The sequence below is a fragment of the Kutzneria sp. NPDC051319 genome, assembly GCF_040682195.1.
Lineage (GTDB): Bacteria > Actinomycetota > Actinomycetes > Mycobacteriales > Pseudonocardiaceae > Kutzneria.
In genome coordinates this window covers 42,369-58,364 of sequence record NZ_JBFBAM010000021.1, presented here as the reverse complement: position 1 = coordinate 58,364, position 15,996 = coordinate 42,369, and the positions used below count along the sequence as shown (strand labels likewise).

The 15,996-nt window shown below is 71.5% G+C and carries 13 protein-coding genes; 3 read left to right on the top strand and 10 right to left on the bottom strand.

The window, feature by feature from the left end:
* Positions 1 to 58 precede the first annotated feature (58 nt).
* Positions 59 to 2,248, bottom strand: a complete 2,190-nt coding sequence (locus tag AB0M73_RS22395; RefSeq protein ID WP_363893304.1) for a UvrD-helicase domain-containing protein — start codon at positions 2,246 to 2,248, stop codon at positions 59 to 61.
* Between the two features lie 237 nt (positions 2,249 to 2,485).
* On the opposite strand from AB0M73_RS22395, the gene AB0M73_RS22390 reads away from it, so the two are divergent.
* Positions 2,486 to 2,881, top strand: a complete 396-nt coding sequence (locus AB0M73_RS22390; RefSeq protein WP_363893301.1) for a tetratricopeptide repeat protein — start codon at positions 2,486 to 2,488, stop codon at positions 2,879 to 2,881.
* Positions 2,882 to 2,938: 57 nt separating this feature from the next.
* Here AB0M73_RS22390 and AB0M73_RS22385 read toward each other — a convergent pair whose 3' ends face one another.
* From AB0M73_RS22385 to AB0M73_RS22355, 7 genes are all read right to left on the bottom strand, one after another.
* Positions 2,939 to 3,811 carry a murein transglycosylase gene (locus tag AB0M73_RS22385; protein WP_363893298.1) on the bottom strand — a complete coding sequence of 291 codons (873 nt, stop codon included), beginning with the start codon at positions 3,809 to 3,811 and terminating at the stop codon, positions 2,939 to 2,941.
* A gap of 10 nt (positions 3,812 to 3,821) precedes the next feature.
* The gene (locus AB0M73_RS22380) at positions 3,822 to 4,790 is read right to left on the bottom strand and encodes a MazG family protein (protein ID WP_363893294.1); all 969 of its coding nucleotides are present in this window, start codon (positions 4,788 to 4,790) and stop codon (positions 3,822 to 3,824) included.
* On the bottom strand, positions 4,787 to 5,722 hold the full coding sequence (locus AB0M73_RS22375; RefSeq protein WP_363893292.1) for a hypothetical protein: 936 nt from the start codon (positions 5,720 to 5,722) through the stop codon (positions 4,787 to 4,789). The genes AB0M73_RS22380 and AB0M73_RS22375 overlap by 4 nt, the downstream gene beginning before the upstream one ends.
* 30 nt (positions 5,723 to 5,752) lie before the next feature.
* Complete coding sequence (gene mfd / locus AB0M73_RS22370) at positions 5,753 to 9,328, bottom strand: transcription-repair coupling factor (RefSeq protein WP_363893289.1); 3,576 nt, start codon at positions 9,326 to 9,328, stop codon at positions 5,753 to 5,755.
* A gap of 161 nt (positions 9,329 to 9,489) precedes the next feature.
* Entirely contained in the window at positions 9,490 to 9,939 is a 450-nt protein-coding gene (locus AB0M73_RS22365) for a hypothetical protein (RefSeq protein ID WP_363893286.1), read from the bottom strand.
* The gene (locus tag AB0M73_RS22360) at positions 9,936 to 10,484 is read right to left on the bottom strand and encodes a sigma-70 family RNA polymerase sigma factor (protein ID WP_363893283.1); all 549 of its coding nucleotides are present in this window, start codon (positions 10,482 to 10,484) and stop codon (positions 9,936 to 9,938) included. The genes AB0M73_RS22365 and AB0M73_RS22360 overlap by 4 nt, the downstream gene beginning before the upstream one ends.
* Positions 10,477 to 11,523 carry a S8 family serine peptidase gene (locus AB0M73_RS22355; protein WP_363893280.1) on the bottom strand — a complete coding sequence of 349 codons (1,047 nt, stop codon included), beginning with the start codon at positions 11,521 to 11,523 and terminating at the stop codon, positions 10,477 to 10,479. Before AB0M73_RS22355 ends, AB0M73_RS22360 begins: the two co-directional genes overlap by 8 nt.
* A gap of 104 nt (positions 11,524 to 11,627) precedes the next feature.
* Between AB0M73_RS22355 and AB0M73_RS22350 the strand changes: the two genes are divergently transcribed.
* Positions 11,628 to 14,171, top strand: a complete 2,544-nt coding sequence (locus tag AB0M73_RS22350) for a CHAT domain-containing protein (protein WP_363893277.1) — start codon at positions 11,628 to 11,630, stop codon at positions 14,169 to 14,171.
* A 168-nt stretch (positions 14,172 to 14,339) separates the two neighbouring features.
* Here AB0M73_RS22350 and AB0M73_RS22345 read toward each other — a convergent pair whose 3' ends face one another.
* A complete protein-coding gene (locus tag AB0M73_RS22345; RefSeq protein WP_363893274.1) occupies positions 14,340 to 14,777 on the bottom strand; it encodes a MarR family transcriptional regulator in 438 nt (145 codons plus the stop codon).
* Complete coding sequence (locus AB0M73_RS22340; RefSeq protein ID WP_363893271.1) at positions 14,774 to 15,184, bottom strand: SRPBCC family protein; 411 nt, start codon at positions 15,182 to 15,184, stop codon at positions 14,774 to 14,776. Before AB0M73_RS22340 ends, AB0M73_RS22345 begins: the two co-directional genes overlap by 4 nt.
* A 45-nt stretch (positions 15,185 to 15,229) precedes the next feature.
* On the opposite strand from AB0M73_RS22340, the gene AB0M73_RS22335 reads away from it, so the two are divergent.
* Positions 15,230 to 15,982 (top strand): putative hydro-lyase, encoded by a 753-nt coding sequence (locus AB0M73_RS22335; RefSeq protein ID WP_363893268.1) that lies wholly within the window; start codon positions 15,230 to 15,232, stop codon positions 15,980 to 15,982.
* The last annotated feature ends 14 nt before the right edge of the window (positions 15,983 to 15,996 follow it).

Sequence of the window (15,996 nt, the reverse complement as noted above, 5' to 3'; positions counted from 1 at the left end):
AGCCGGGTGGACAGATCACCCGGAGGCGGCACGCTCGCGTGCCGAAACGAGAGCGTAATCATTCTGAATCGAGGGAGAAAGGGGTCAGCTTCGCGAGCACCGCCGGGAGTTGTCCGGTATGGAGCACGCCGAGGCGCTTGGTCGCCCTGGTCATGGCCACGTACAGGTCGTTCGCGCCCCGCGGCGACTCGGTCAACATCAACTCCGGTTCGACCAGCAGCACCGAGTCGAACTCGAGCCCCTTGGCCTGTCCGACGGTCAGCACCACCACCGGGCTCTCCAGGTCGTCGCCGCCGACCGCGAACGCGCCGGCCAGCGAGCGCGGCACCAGCACCGCGAGGCGGCCGTCGTCCAGCCGCTTCTCCTCCCGCGCCACGGCGCGGGGCACCGCCTCGGCCAGATCGTCGACTTCTTCGTGCCACGGCGGCAGTCCCGAGTCACGGACCGAGCTCGGCGGCACGGCGTCCGGGTCGAGGCTGGCCAGCACGTCGGTGGCCACGGCCATGATCTCGGCCGGGGTCCGGTAGTTCACGGTGAGTTCGGCCAGCCGCCACCGGTTGGCCACGTACGGGCTGAGCGCCTGGCCCCACGACGTGGTGCCGGCCAGGTCGCCGGTCTGCGCGATGTCGCCGACCACGGTCATGGAACGGCTGGGGCAGCGGCGCATCAGCACCCGCCACACCATCTCCGACAGCTCCTGCGCCTCGTCCACGATCACGTGGCCGAAGGTCCAGGTGCGGTCGTCGGCGGCGCGCTCGGCGGCGGTCAGGTAGTCGCTCTGGGCGACGCGGGCGACCAGGGCGTCGGCGTTCAGCATGTCCACGGCCATCAGGACATCGGGGTCGGACTCGTCCTGGAGGTCCAGGATGTCCAGCACGCCCTGGGCGTAGGCGAGGTCCTGCCGGCGCTTGGCCGCGGCCGCCGCCTTGAGGGCGCGGTCGTCCTCGCCCAGCAGCTCGGCGGCCTCGTCCAGCAGCGGCGCGTCGGCCGGCGTCCACTCGGCGCCGGGCTCGCGGCGCAGCAGCTGGCGCTCCCGCTGGCTGAGCCCGCGGCCGGCGGCGTTGATCCGCTTCTCGGACGCGTACAGGTCGGTCAGCAGCTGCTCGGGCGTGAGGATCGGCCACAGCTTGTCGATCGCCGCCATCACCCGCTCGTCCTCGCGCAGCTCGGACCGGATGTCGCTGACGTCGTCGGCGTCGAGGAACTGCGAGCCGAGCCGGTTGGCCACCAACCGGGCCAACGCGCCGATGATCTCCCGCTCGAAGACGGGACGGGCCGCGTTGTGCGGGCGGCGCGAGCGCCGGGCCCGGCCCCGAGCATCGGCCACCGTCTTGCGGTCCAGCACCAGCGTGTCGCGCTCGTGCGGGATCTCGATGCCGTCCCGCGGCACCCACTGCCGGTCCCGCACCGCCGACGCGAGCACCTCGGCCATGACCAGGCGGCCCTTGACCGCGCTGACCTCGACCGGCTCGGCGCCGACGGCCTTGAGCCCCGGGTAGAGCTCGCCGACGGTGTTGAGCAGCACGCCGGTCTCGCCCAGCGACGGCAGGACCTGGCTGATGTAGTTGAGGAAGGTGGAGTTGGGGCCGACCACCAGCACGCCGCGCTTCTCCAGCTGGCGGCGGTGGGTGTAGAGCAGGTAGGCGGCGCGGTGCAGGGCCACCGCCGTCTTGCCGGTGCCGGGCCCGCCCTGCACGACCAGCACGCCGTTGAGCTCGGACCGGATGATCCGGTCCTGCTCGGCCTGGATGGTGGCGACGATGTCGCTCATCCGGCCGGTGCGGCTGGCGCCCACCGCGGCCAGCAGCGTCGCCTCGCCGACCAGGCCCTCGTTGCGGCCGGGCACGGCCTGGGCCAGGTCCAGGACCTCGTCGTCCAGGCCGACCACGGCACGGCGGCGGGTGCGGATGTGCCGGCGGCGGGTCACGCCGTCGGGCGAGGCGGCGGTGGCGAGGTAGAAGGGGCGGGCCGCGGGGGCGCGCCAGTCCATCAGCAGCGGTTCGTAGTCACCCTCGGTGCGGAAGATGCCGATTCGCCCGATGTGCTGAAGTTCGCCGTTCTCGAAATCGAGCCGCCCGAAACAGAGGCCGTTCTCGACCGCGCTGTACTGGGCGAGATCGCTCGAGTGCATTGCCGTCGCCGTGTCACGCTCGGAACGGGCCTGCGGCGTGCCGCCCGTCTCCAGCAGCACGCGGGCCAGCCGGCGCGACGTCTGTTCCCGGAGGTCGTCGAGCCGGCCGTAGAGCATGGCGACGTATTCCTGCTCTCGGTCGATTTCCTGACTGTCCGGAATACTCGCAGGGCTTGACAACTGACCTCACTCACCGTTATATTCTGGCGCAGACACGTTTTTTCGTGGCCTTGAGCTGTGCGTTCTGACCGTTAAATCTATCAAACTGCTGGTCGTGCGCGCCACCTGTCTCCGGCGATGTCCCCGGATGGTCCATCGAAGTCACCCGCGATCTTGCGTACTGTGGGGACGACCATGAGCGACAGCACCTTCGAGGCGTTCCGCAGAGCCGAGGCGCTGGTGTCGAACGGCCGTCCGCTGGACGCGCTGCGCGAACTGCGTCCGGTGGTCGAGGCCGAGCCGGACCTGCCGAGCGTCATCCAGCTCGCGGGCCGCGCCTACCTCAACTCCGCCCAGTTCAGACGGGCCGAAGAGGCCTTCACCCGACTCGTCGAGATGGATCCCAGCGACCACTACTCGCTGTTCGCGCTGGGCAAGACCCTGCAGCGCCAGGGCCGGTTCGCGGAGGCCATCACCAAGCTCCGGCTGGCCGTGGCGATGTACCCGCTGCCCGAGTACCAGGAGGCCCTCGGCGAGGTCAGCGCCCGCCTGTCCCTTGGCCGTCCCGGCGACGCCCAGGCCGGCAACTGACGACGTGAAGGCGTACTTCCTCCACTCCGAGTGGAGGAATGGTCCCTTCCGAACAGCTCAGAGCTTGCCCAGGCTGACCTTGCCGTAGGCGTCGGCGTTGCTGAAGACGTCCTGGCCGTAGGCGGTGGAGTTGTTGTAGGTCAGCACGGCCGACCACCAGTTCTTCGGCACCGACAGGTCGCCGCCCATCGCGCACAGGTAGCGGGCCGCGGTCATGGCGGCGTCGTCGATGTCCTGCGGGTCCGCGGCCTTGCCGTCGTCGCTGGCCCGCACGCCCCAGCGGTGCCAGGTGGCCGGCGCGAACTGCATGGGGCCGACGGCGTGGTCCCACTTGGTGTCGCCGTCCAGCACGCCCTTGTCGGTGTCCGGCACGGCCAGGAAGCCGGGGCTGCCGTCCAGCGCGGGGCCGATGATCGGCCGGGACTCCTCGCCGCTGTCCAGCACGCTGGCGCCGCCGTAGCGACCGTGCTTGGACTCGACCCGCCCGACGCCGGCCAGCGTGGCCCAGGTGACGTGGCAGGACGGGTCCTTGGCCTGGTAGGCCAGATCGGCGTGGGCGTAGGCGGTGAGCACCCGCTCCGGCACGTCGCTGTAGTAGGCGACGCGGGTGAGCCAGCCCTGGAGGTTCTCCTTGGGCGCCGCGGTCTGCGCGGCCGGCGGTGGGGTGGCCGGGCCGGGGATCGCGGAGTTCTTGGCCACGTCCAGCGGCGGCACCCGGAACGGCGGCGGCCCGGTCGGCCCCGTCGGCGTCGGCGGGCCGGGATGGCTCAGCCAGTTGACGGCATAGATCGCGCCGGCGCCCAGCAGGAGCACCAGCGCGATCAGGAAGACCTTGCCGAAGATCTCGCCGCCGCGGCCCTTGCGCGGGGGCGGCGGCGGAGGTGGGTATGGCGACTCGGCCTGCGAGCGCGGTGGGGTCGAGTAGGCCATGTCACCCAGGCTACGTGGCCAAGGGAGAGTGACGCGGCGGCCAGTGCCGGCGCCAGTCGTCCGCGGTCAGCCGCGTCGGGTCCAGTCCGGCCGCCTTGGCCGACAGCTCCGCGGCCCGCACGTCTCGCTCGAACTGCCGGGCCACGCCCCGCAGCTCGCTCTCGGGATCCTCGCCGGTCAGCTTGGCCACGGCGGTGACGCCGAACAGCGTCGCGCCGGTGTCGTCGCCCGAGGGCAGCAGGTCCACCGGCAGGCCGACGCGGGCGACGCGCTGGGTCAGCTTGGCCGCCAGCGACACCGCGGGCTGGCCGAGAGCAACGCCGTCCACGCTGGACTCGCGCTTCTTCTCGGCCTGCTTGAGCTCCTCCCACCGCCGGTCGTGCCGGTCGAGTTCGAAGCCCTCCTCCTCGGTGGCGAACACGTGCGGATGCCGTCCGACCAGCTTGTCCACCAGGTCGCCGGCCACGTTGTCGATGTCGAACGGGTCGTCGCCGTTCTCGGCGGCCACGCGGGCGTGGAACAGCACCTGGAGCAGCACGTCGCCGAGCTCCTCGCGCAGCGCCGCCCGGTCGCCGTCCTCGATCGCCTCCAGCAGCTCGTAGGTCTCCTCGACCAGGTACTGCCGCAGCGACTCGTGCGTCTGCTCCGCATCCCACGGGCAGCCGCCGGGCGAACGCAGCCGGTCCATCACCGACGCCGCGTCCAGCAGCGCGGCACCGACCGGCTCCGGGGTGTCGATCCGGGTCGCCCCGGCCGCCAGCAGCGCGGCCGCGGCCGGCTCGGTGGCGTCGGTGGCGATCAGGACCGCGTCGTCGGTCAGCTCTTCGGCCGCCAGCTCGCGGGCCCCGAGGGACTGCCGCAGCTGCTCCGGCACATCCTTGCCCGCCCACACCTCGGTCGCGGCCCGCAGCGCCGGCAGCGCCGCCGCCGGCAGCACGCCGGGCAGGCGCGGGCTGAGCAGGACGACAACAGCGGTCACGACTTCGGGTTCCGCACCGGCGCCGAAATGGTCGAGGACTCGCCGTCGCTGGGCGAGACCTGGCCGAGCAGCGGCTCCCACACGCCGAAGCGCGGGTTCAGGGTCAGGCCGGCCTGCTGGGCGAAGCGGAACGCCTGCAGCTGGCCGAAGGTCTCGGCGAGCTGGCTGGTGTCCTGGCCGCCCGTGGTGTCGCCGGCGTTGTCCACACGCTTCTTGACGTAGACGACCGCCCATGCGTTCTCGGACTGCATCGGGAAGGCGACGACCTCGCCGGCGTTGGCGGCGAACAGCAGGACCAGGTCCTGGGGCACGCCGGTCGGCGTCGCGGCGGCGTCGACGGCCGCGCCGGCGGTGGCCGAGAACAGCTTCTTGTCGTCCTCGGGGTGCGCGACGACCTTGTTCACCAGCGCCTGGGCGGCGTTGCGGTCCGCCACCTGCGCGTAGTCCACGGTGGCCAGCGCGGTCTTGACCTGCTTGGCCCCGAGCTTGCTCCACACCATCTCGTCGCCGATGTAGTCACGCAGCAGCGGGCCCTTGGCCTGGACGTCGGCGGTCTGGCTCAGGCCCAGCCCCTTGCCGGCCGCGGTGGCCGGGCCGTACACCTGGTCCACCTGGGCCTGGTCGATCTTGATGCCGGACTTGGCCGCCAGCTGGCTGGTCGCCTCGTGCAGCACCGACAGGCCCACGATCGTCCGGGCGATCTGCGGGAAGGTGCTCGGCTTCTGCTGCTGCATCTTGCGCGCGTCGGCGCTGCCGACCAGCACGTTGGTGATGTTCTGCTGGACGACGTCGAGGGGGATCGTCGTGCCGCCGATCACTGCCGCGGCGCCGATGTCACCGCCACCCGGGCCGGCACCACAGCCGGTGACCAGGGCGCCGACAGCGGCGCACGCGGCGAGAACTGCGATGGGACGGCGAATGGCGATCGTCACAGTGCGCACTCTCTCACAGCGAAGATGATCTCAACCAGCGGCTACCGGCTTGGGTTTTCCGAGCAAGGTCTCCACGAAGTGGGCGCACCAGTCCAGCAGCTCGGTGTCCCGCAGCGGCGGCGCGCCGATCCGGCCGCCGGCCGGGCCCTCCGTCGGCCGCGGCACCGACACGGTGTGCGTGGTCGGCTTGTACAGGGCCTTCGGATACAGCCGCTTCAACCGCACCAGCTGGGAATCCATCAGCTCCATCGGCGCGAACCGGATCGAGCTGGACTGGGTGGCCACCTCGGTCACGCCGTGCTGGCGGCAGGTCTGGCGGAACCGCGCCACCGCCAGCAGCCGCTCCACCGGGGCCGGCGGCTGGCCGTAGCGGTCCTGGAGCTCCTCCCTGACCGCCGTCAGCATGGTCTCGTCGAAGGCCGCCGCGATCTTGCGGTACGCCTCCAGCCGCAGCCGCTCGCCCGGCACGTAGTCGTGCGGGATGTGCGCGTCCACGGGCAGGTCGACGCGGACCTCGGCCATCTCCTCGGCGTCCTCCTCGGACGGCGCGCCGGCGTGCTTGCGGAACGCCTCGACCGCCTCGCCGACCAGCCGCACGTAGAGGTCGAAGCCGACGCCGGCGATGTGGCCGGACTGCTCGGCGCCGAGGATGTTGCCGGCGCCGCGGATCTCCAGGTCCTTCATGGCCACGGCCATGCCGGCGCCCAGCTCGGTGTTCTGCGCGATGGTGGCCAGCCGGTCGTGCGCGGTCTCGGTCAGCGTGCCGTCCGGCGGGTACAGGAAGTAGGCGTAGCCGCGTTCCCGGGCCCGGCCGACGCGGCCGCGCAGCTGGTGCAGCTGGGCCAGGCCGAGCAGGTCGCCGCGCTCCACGATCAGCGTGTTGGCGTTGGAGATGTCCAGGCCGGTCTCGACGATCGTGGTGCAGACCAGGACGTCGAACTCGCGCTCCCAGAAGCCCTCGATGATCTTCTCGAGGCGGTCCTCGTTCATCTGGCCGTGCGCGGTGGCGACGCGGGCCTCCGGCACCAGCTCGCGGATCCGGCGGGCCGCCCGCTCGATCGAGGAGACCCGGTTGTGCACGAAGAAGACCTGGCCGTCGCGCAGCAGCTCGCGGCGGATGGCCGCGCCGACCTGCTTGTCGTCGTAGGCGCCGACGTAGGTGAGGATCGGGTGCCGCTCCTCGGGCGGGGTGAGGATGGTCGACATCTCGCGGATGCCGGCCAGGCTCATCTCCAGCGTGCGCGGGATCGGCGTGGCCGACATGGTCAGCACGTCGACGTGCGTGCGCAGCGCCTTGATGTGCTCCTTGTGCTCGACGCCGAAGCGCTGCTCCTCGTCCACGATGACCAGGCCGAGGTCCTTGTAGCGCAAGCCGGTCTGCAACAGGCGGTGCGTGCCGATGACGATGTCGACCTCGCCGTCGGCCAGGCCGGCCACGACCTTCTCCGACTCCATCGGGTCGGTGAACCGGGACAGTCCCTTGACGTTGACCGGGAACTGCCGCATGCGCTCGTTGAACGTGTTGAGGTGCTGCTGGGCCAGCAGCGTGGTCGGCACCAGCACCGCCACCTGTTTGCCGTCCTGCACCGCCTTGAACGCCGCCCGGACCGCGATCTCCGTCTTGCCGTAGCCGACGTCGCCGCAGATCACCCGGTCCATCGGGACCGCGCGCTCCATGTCGCCCTTGACCTCGTCGATGGCGGCCAGCTGGTCGGCCGTCTCGGTGAAGGGGAAGGCGTCCTCCAGCTCACGCTGCCACGGCGTGTCCTGGCCGAAGGCGTGGCCGGGGGCGGACTGGCGCGCGGCGTAGAGCTGCACCAGCTCGGCGGCGATCTGCTTGACCGCCTTCTTGGCCTTGGCCTTGGTGTTCTTCCAGTCCGAGCCGCCGAGCTTGTTCAGCGTGGGCAGCTCGCCGCCGACGTAGCGGGAGACCTCGTCGAGCTGGTCGGTCGGCACGAACAGGCGGTCGCCGGGCTGGCCGCGCTTGCTGGCCGCGTACTCCAGCACCAGGTACTCGCGGGTGGCGCCGGCGACCGTGCGCTGCACCATCTCCACGTAGCGGCCGATGCCGTGCTGTTCGTGCACCACGTAGTCGCCGGGCTTGAGGGCCAGCGGGTCCACGGCGTTGCGGCGGCGGGACGGCATCTTGCGCATGTCCCGCGTGGACGTGCCGCCGCGGCCGCCGGTCAGGTCCGTCTCCGTGAGGACGACGAGGCCGAGACCGCCGGCCAGGAAGCCGTCCTCCATCGAGCCGCGGGCGACCGTGACGACACCCGGCTCCGGGGCGTCGAACAGGCCGTTCTCGGCCAGGCGCGCGGGCACCTCCGCGTCGGACATCTGTTCCACGGCCCGTTGCGCCGTACCGGTTCCCGGCACGATGAGCAGCGCCGTCCCGCCGGTCGCCGTGTGGGCCCGCAGGTCCGCGAAGGCCCGGTCCACCTCGCCGCGGTAGGCCTCCACCGGCGCCACGTCCAGGCGCAGCACGCCTTCCGCGTCCGAGGTCAGCTGGCTCAGCGTCCACCAGGCGCGACCACTGTCCACTGTGGTCGTCGCGACGTCCGCCAGCGCGCGGTAGGCCGAGGCCCCCAGGTCGATCGGGGCCTTGCCGCCGCTGGCTGCCGCCATCCACGAGGCCTCGAGGAACTCCTGGCCCGTGCGGACCAGGTCCTGGGCCCGGGTGCGGATCTTCTCCGGGTCGTTGACCAGCACGATCGTGCCCTCGGGCACGACCTCCGTGAGCAGCTGGAGCTCGCCCTGGCACAGCGCCGGGATCAGGGCCTCCATGCCCTCCACCGCGATGCCGTTGGACAGCTTGTCCAGCATCTCCGCCAGTTGCGCGTCGGCCTGGTGGTCCGCGGCCAGCTCCGCCGCCCGGGCCTTGACGTCGTCGGTGAGCAGCAGCTCCCGGCACGGCGGGGCCGTGAAGGCCTGGATCTCCCCCGGCAGCGAGCGCTGGTCGGCCACGGAGAACGGCCGGATCTCGCTCACCTCGTCGCCCCAGAACTCCACCCGGACCGGGTGCTCCGAGGTCGGCGGGAAGACGTCGAGAATGCCGCCGCGGACCGCGAACTCGCCGCGCTTCTCCACCATGTCCACACGGACGTAGGCCAGCTCGGCCAGGCGCTCCACCAGCTGGCGGAAGTCGTGCTCCGCGCCGATCTCCAGGTGCACCGGGGCCAGTTCGCCCAACTGCGGGGCCATCGGCTGGATCAGGCTGCGGATCGTCGCGACGATCACCTTGACCTGGCCCGCCGGATGCTCCTCCGGATGCGCCAGCCTCCGCAGCACTTCCAGCCGCCGGCCCACGGTGTCCGCCCGCGGCGACAACCGTTCGTGCGGCAGCGTCTCCCAGGACGGGAACAGCTCCACCGCGTCCGGGCCGAGCAGGTCCTTGGCGATCGCCGCCAGCTCGTCCGCCTCGCGGCCCGTCGCCGTGATCGCCAGCACCGGGCGCTCCGTGGCCAGCGCCGCCACCAGCAGCGGCCGCCCGGCCGGCGGGCCCTCCAGCTCCAGGCGTGGTTGCTCCACCGCCCCCAGCGCCTCACGCAGCGACTTGTCCGCGAGCACGGCGGTCAGCAGACCGGACAGTCGGCCGGGCTGGGTCACTTCGACAGTCCCCCTTGAATGCACCTCGACACGCTGTTCAGCCTAGGCCGCCGCCCCGACAAGAACCCGCCGTGGTGCATAAACCCTGGTCAGCGCGATATACGGGGATCTATCGCCCCTCATTCGACGGTAGCAGGGGCCGGGGTGGGCAGCGGCACGGTTTACAGCGAGGTCCAGGCCGTCAGGACGCGAGGCCCGCTGGACTGGGTGAGTTCGAGGCGGAACAGGCCAGTGGGGCGGGGGCGGATCGTGAACCAGCCGAGGGCGTCGACCTGGACCGTGCGGACGAGGCCGTCGGCCTGGCGGACGAGGAGCTCGCCGGAGCGGGGCGGGGCGACCTGGCCGAGCAGGGCGTCGGCAGTGACCTCGACCTCGATGGTGGCGTGGCTGGCCACGAAGGTCATGGCCCGCAGGGTGGCGGTCTCGGCCCGCATGGCGGCGGGCTCGACGTCGGAGTCGAAGGCCAGCGCGGCCAGTTCGGCGTCGACGGTGTGCCACGCGAAGGCGGCCTTGCCGGCGTCGACCAGGCGCGGGGGCACCTCGCGGGCGGCGAGGACGGCCTCGGCGAGGTCGGCCAGCAGCTGGTCGTCGCCGTCCCAGAAACCGGTCACGACTCCTCCTCGAATGCGGCCAGCGCGGGGTTGCCGCGGAGGGTGTCGAGGCACCGCATGCGGCTGGGCCCGATGCTGCCGACCGGCACGCCGATCTTGGCGGAGATCGTGGCGTAGCGGACGGTTTCCTCGGCGAACAGCAGGTTGAGCAGCTGCCGGCAGCGCTCCGACAGCTCCCGGAAGGCCACCCGCAACGCGATGTGCCGCTCCTGCATGAGCAGCCACGCGTCGAGCTCGGGCCGCTCGTCGGGCCCGTCGATGTCCTCGACGCTGATCTGCTTCTTCTTGTCTCGCAACAGATGCAGGCACTCGTTGCGGGTGGTGGTGGCGATCCAGCCGGGCAGCGCGGCGGCCTCCCGCAGGGTGTTGAGGCGTTCGACGAGCCGCAGCCACACGGTGGCGTTGACGTCGTCGGTGTCGGCGGCCGACAGGTTGTGTCGCCGGCACACGGCCCACACGAGCGGCGCGAACCGTTCCACGATCTCGTCCCACGCGGCCTGCTCGCCGCGCCTGGCCCGCAGGACCAACTCGGCGACGTCAGGCATGCAGCGCCGCCACCATCGAGTCGGCGTCGAGCGTCAGCGAGCGGTACGCCTCCGCCGCGCTCATGTCCGCCGTGGTCATGCGGGCCGCGATCGAGCCGGTGACGAACGCGGACGCGAAGGAACTGCCGTGCCAGGTCGCGTAGCCGGTGAACGGTGTGTCCTCGAAGGTGCCGTACAGGTAGGCGCTCGGGCAGTCGTCGGGTGCGGCGGCGTTGATCCAGGACCAGGTCTCGCCGCCGGTGAAGGCCACGTCGAGCACGGAGCCGAACGCGCCCGGCCAGACCCGGTCGGTGTGGTCGTTGCCGGCGGCCGCGACGACAAACACCGCCGGACTCAACCGGGACAGTGCGCGGGCGGTCGACGCGGGCACCTCGGCGTCCTCGAATCCCAGCGACAGGTTGAGGATCTGGATGTCGTCGCCGACGAACGCGCCGATGTCCTTGGCCAGCTGCCAGCGGCTGGTCCGGCCGGTGTCCGAGGACAGGCCGGCCCGCATGTGGATCATCGCCGCCGGGGCCTTCTGCCGGATCAGGCCGGCGACGAACGTGCCGTGGCCGGCCACCATCTTCGAGGTCTCGTCGGGGTCGAAGTAGGTGTCGGTCAGCACGTGCGAGGGCGGCAGGTCCGGGTGCCGAGTCGGCGCCGTGTCGATCACGCCGATGTGCACGCCCTCCCCGGCGGCGGTATCCGGGATCGGCACGACGTGGTCGTAGGCGAACGCCGGCCCGAACCCCTTGTGCTGCGGGTTGGCCAACACGTCCTCGGTGTTGCGGTCGAGCAGCGGCACGAAGCCGTGCTCGTCGGCGAAGCGGCGGCCGATGTCGTAGAACAGCAGGTCCATGCCGGTCAGGTCGGTCTCGTCCGCGTACTGCTTGCGGGCGGCCGGCTCGTAGCCTGCGAAGTCGAGCGGCCCGACCAGTGTGAGGCCGATGACGCCGTCCGCGTCCCGGTAGTGGTCGGCGGGCAGCACGTGCAACCGGTCGGTCAGCAGCTCCACGACCTCGTCGCAGTGACGGCTGTCGACGATCAGCTCGTCCATAGGTTGTCCCCTCCTCATGCATCACCGAGCCGCCGGCGGCACCCGTGATACATCCCGGTTAATCGCATTTTCGGGACGGGTGTGACGGGTTCATCCTCTTTGGTGTGAACAGCGGTACCGCGCTCGCGGTGGCCGAGGAGGCGCTGCGGCTGGCTGACCGGGCCGCCGGACGCGCCGGGCCGGCGTGCGCGGCGGCGGTGCTGCGGGCCCGTCGTGACGGCGACACGGAGGCGCTGTCGATCGCCGAGCGGGCATGGGGGCGGTCGCTGCTCCAGTCCGGTGACGTGGTGGCCGCAGCGGTGCATTTGCGGAGGTCGATCGCCGTTTCCGCACGGGCGGAACTGGCGGCGGAGAGCCGGATTCTGCTGGCGGCGGCGCTGTTGCAGCAGGGTCGGCCGGGGCCGGCGCTCCGGGAGATCGACCTGGCCGTACCCGATCTTGACGGGGCCGGTCGGGCGCGGGCCCGGGCCCAGCGGGCGGACATGCTGCACCAGCTCGGGCGGCTGTCCGAGGCGCACTCCGAGTACCAGGTCGCGGTGCCGCTGCTGCGCCGTACGGGTGATTTGCTGAATCTGCAACGCACTCTCGTCAACCGCGGCATCCTCCACACCGAACGTCACTCGTTCGGCGCAGCCGAGGCCGACCTGACGGCGGCCGATCAGCTGGCCCGCAAACTCGGCCGGCACCTGGCGACCGGCATCATCGCCGAGAACCTCGGCTTCATGGAGACGCTGCGTGGCGACGTGCCGGCCGCGCTGGCGCATCTCGACCGCGCGGAGCGGGCGATCGGCGCCGAGGGCGGGCAGCTGGGGCCGGTGTTCATGGACCGGGGCGAGCTGTTGTTGGCGGTCGGTTCGGCGTCGGAGGCGCAGGAAGCGGCGGAACGAGCCGTGCATGCGTTCTCTGTTGAGCGGCGCGGCCTGCTGTTGCCGGGGGCGTTGGTGTTGCAGGCGCAGGCGGCGCTGCTGGCCCGCGACTGGCCGACGGCGTTGACACAGGCCCGGCGGGCCCGGCGGCAGTTCCTGCGGCAGCAGCGCACCGAGTGGGCGGAGTTGGCGCGGTTGATCGTCGTACGGTCGTCGCTGGCGCTCGGCCTTTCCGTTTCGCGGCGTGGAATGCGGGACATGGTGGCGGCCTTGGTGCGTTCCGGTTGGCCCGCCGCCGCCCTGGAGGCTCGACTGGCGGCGGCTTTGGTGCTGGACGACGCGGAGTTGCTGGGCGAGGCCGCCCAGGCTCGTCGCCGTGGGCCGGCCGGTCTTCGGGCCCGGGGTTGGTATGCGGAGGCGTTGCTGCGGCAGCGTTCCGGCGACACGGCCGGATCGTCGCGGGCGCTGCGGCATGGGCTGCGGGTGTTGGACGAGTACAGCATGTCTTTGGGGGCAACGGATCTCCGCGCGTATTCGGCCGTGCATCGAGCGGAGCTGACCGAGCTCGGTCTGCGGGCGGCGTTGCGGGACGGCCGGGTGGCGCAGGTTTTCTCGTGGGCGGAGCGGAGTCGTCGCCTGGTGCACCAGCCCGTGCTGCCACCGGACGATCCCGTGTTGGCCGACCTGTTGGCCCAGCTGCGCAGCGTCGTCCGCAACGCCCGTTCCGCGCGGCGGCAGGTCGGGTTAGAGCATCGGATCCGGGATCATGTGCGGCTGCACCGAGGCGGCGATTTCCGTGTCGTGGAGCCGGTTTCGCTGGCTGAGCTGGATCTCGGTTCGAACGCCCTGGTGGAGTTCGTCCAGCTCGACGGTCAGCTGCACGGCATCGGCGTGGTCGACGGTGTTTCCTCGCTGGTGCCGCTCGGGTCGGTGGCCGACGTCGCCGGCTTGGTCGAGCGGCTGCCGTTCGCCCTGCACCGGCTGGCCCGGCGGCCGTCGCCGGCCGCGCTGACCTTGCTGGAGGATGCCGCTGCACGGCTGGACAATCTCCTGCTGGGACCATTCCGTGTGGACGATCGGCCGCTGGTCGTGGTGCCGACCGGGCCGTTGCACGACCTGCCGTGGTCGGTGCTGCCCAGCCGCATCGGGCTCCCGGTGACCGTGTCGCCGTCGGCAACCCTTTGGCAGTCAACACGATTCGACGCCCGTCCCGGTGTCGCCGTTGTCGCCGGGCCCGGCCTTTCCGGCGCTCGCTCGGAAGCCATCGCCGTCGCTTCGCTTTACGGCGTCACACCTTGGTTGGACGCCACCGTCGACCGGGTGCTCGGGCTCCTCCGCAGCTGCGGCGTCGCCCACCTGGCCGCACATGGCCGCCTGGCCTTGGACAATCCCCTGTTCACCAGCCTGCGGCTGCACGACGGGCCGCTGGTCGTGCACGATCTCGAACGGGCCCAGCAGGTTCCGCACACCGTTGTGCTCGCTTCGTGCGACATCGGGCGATCCCTGGTCTGCACCGGCGACGAGCTCCTCGGCCTGTCCGCCACCTTCCTTTCGCGCGGCACCGCCACGCTCATCGCTTCCGTGGTACCGATTCCCGACCTCGCCACCGCCCCGCTGATGACCGCCTTCCACCGCCAGCTCCTCGCCGGCCTCCCCGCCCCGTCCGCCCTCGCCGCCGCCCAGGCCTCCTTGCGTGACCGCAGCCCCCAGGACCTCGCCGCCGCCGCCGGTTTCGTCTGCCTGGGCGGGAAGTCTTTTGCCACCGCCGCGTGCAGTGGGTAGGAGATGAAGACGATCAACGCCGCCTACGACGAGCGGCTCATCACCGTCTACCAGGCGGACCCAGGAGATCACCGACGTCACCGCCCTGGCCCACGAGATCCGCGACCTGGTCCGCGACCGGCGGATCGACCGCGTCGAGGCTTTGCGCCCCAAGGAAAAGCCGTATCCCTAACGCAGCAGTCGGGCCAGGCCGGCGACAAAGTCGTCGTCCACACCGGCGAAGTACTCGGCGTCGGCCCGCTCCACATCCCGCAGCGCCGCCGCCAGCACCTCACGTCCGTCCGGCGTGACCACTATGCGCAGCGCCCGGGCGTCCCGGGGGTCCGGCGTGCGATTGACCAGGCCGCGGTCGGCCAGTTTGCGAACCACCTGGCTGGTCATCATCGTGTCGGTGCCGGCCTGCTCGGCCAGACGCTGCTGGGTCGGCGACTCCTCGTGATCCCCCAGCCACCAGGACGTGGCCAGCAACACGAACTGCACGTGGGTGAGGCCGTGCGGCGCCAGCGCCGCGCGCATCGCCCGCTGCCAGGCCAGCGTCACCCGCCAGAGCAGGAAGCCGGGGCTGCGCCCGGGGCCGGTCCAGCGGGACCGCGGCTCGTCGTTCATTCGCACATTCTCGCCAGTGCCCCGACCGCGTCGGGAAAGTCCTCCGTGATCATCGGTCCCATCGCCGCCAGCTCGTCGTCGCCCTCGATCTCCAACCGATGTGTGAGCAGCCAGCGGCCGTCGCCCGCCGGCTCGATCCGGTGCACGAACCGCAGCACCCCGCCCGGCATCTCCGTCTCGTCGGTGAACCCTTCACCCGGCCTCACCTCCGTCAGCACGTACCCCAGCGGCGGCCGGCCCGCCACCGTCAGCTCCCCTCTCGCCCCTTGGACGAACTCGCCGTCCAGCGTCACCTTCGCCAGCCCCTCGTCCCAGCTCGGCCAGTCCGCCGGGTCGCTCCACTTCGCCCACACCGCCGCCGGCGTCGCCGTGGTCGTCACCGTGTGCTCGAACTCGTAAGTTGTCATGCACACATACTATATGCGCGCTTACTACATCGCTACCCTGAATTCGTGACCGCTGCCGACGCTCGTGCGCGCTTCCGTTCCGGCCTCGTCACGCCCACCTCCGGCCTGGCTCCCGGCCACACCCAGGCCAACCTCATCGCCGTGCCCGCCGACTGGGCCTACGACGTGCTGCTCTTCGCCCAGCGCAACCCCAAGCCCTGCCCCGTCCTCGACGTCACCGACACCGGTGTCCCCCACACTGCACTCGCCCCCGACGCCGACCTCCGCACCGACCTGCCCTCCTACCGCGTCTGGGTCGACGGCTCCCTCCACACCGAATGCCCCGACGCCACCGACTTCTGGCGCGACGACCTCGTCGCCGTGCTCATCGGCTGCAGCTTCACCTTCGAGTCTTTTCTGTTGGCCGCCGGCATTCCCCTCCGCGGCACCAACGTCCCCATGTACATCACCAACCGCCCTTGCCGCCCCACCCCTCGCCTCCGCGGACCCCTCGTCGTCTCCATGCGCCCCGTCCCCGCCTCCCTCGTCGCCACCGCCGTCGAGGTGACGCGTCTGATGCCGGCCGTGCACGGGTCGCCGGTGCATGTCGGGGATCCCTCCGCCCTCGGCATCTCCGACCTCCAACACCCCGATTTCGGTGCGCCCGTTGACCTTCGCACCGGTGAGGTCCCCGTCTTCTGGGCCTGCGGTGTCACCCCTCAGGCCGCCGTGATGGCGTCCAAGCCCCCGTTCGCCATCACCCACTCGCCCGGCCACATGCTCATCACCGACGCCCTCGACAGGGACTACCGGATCTGACACAGAAGGCCCCG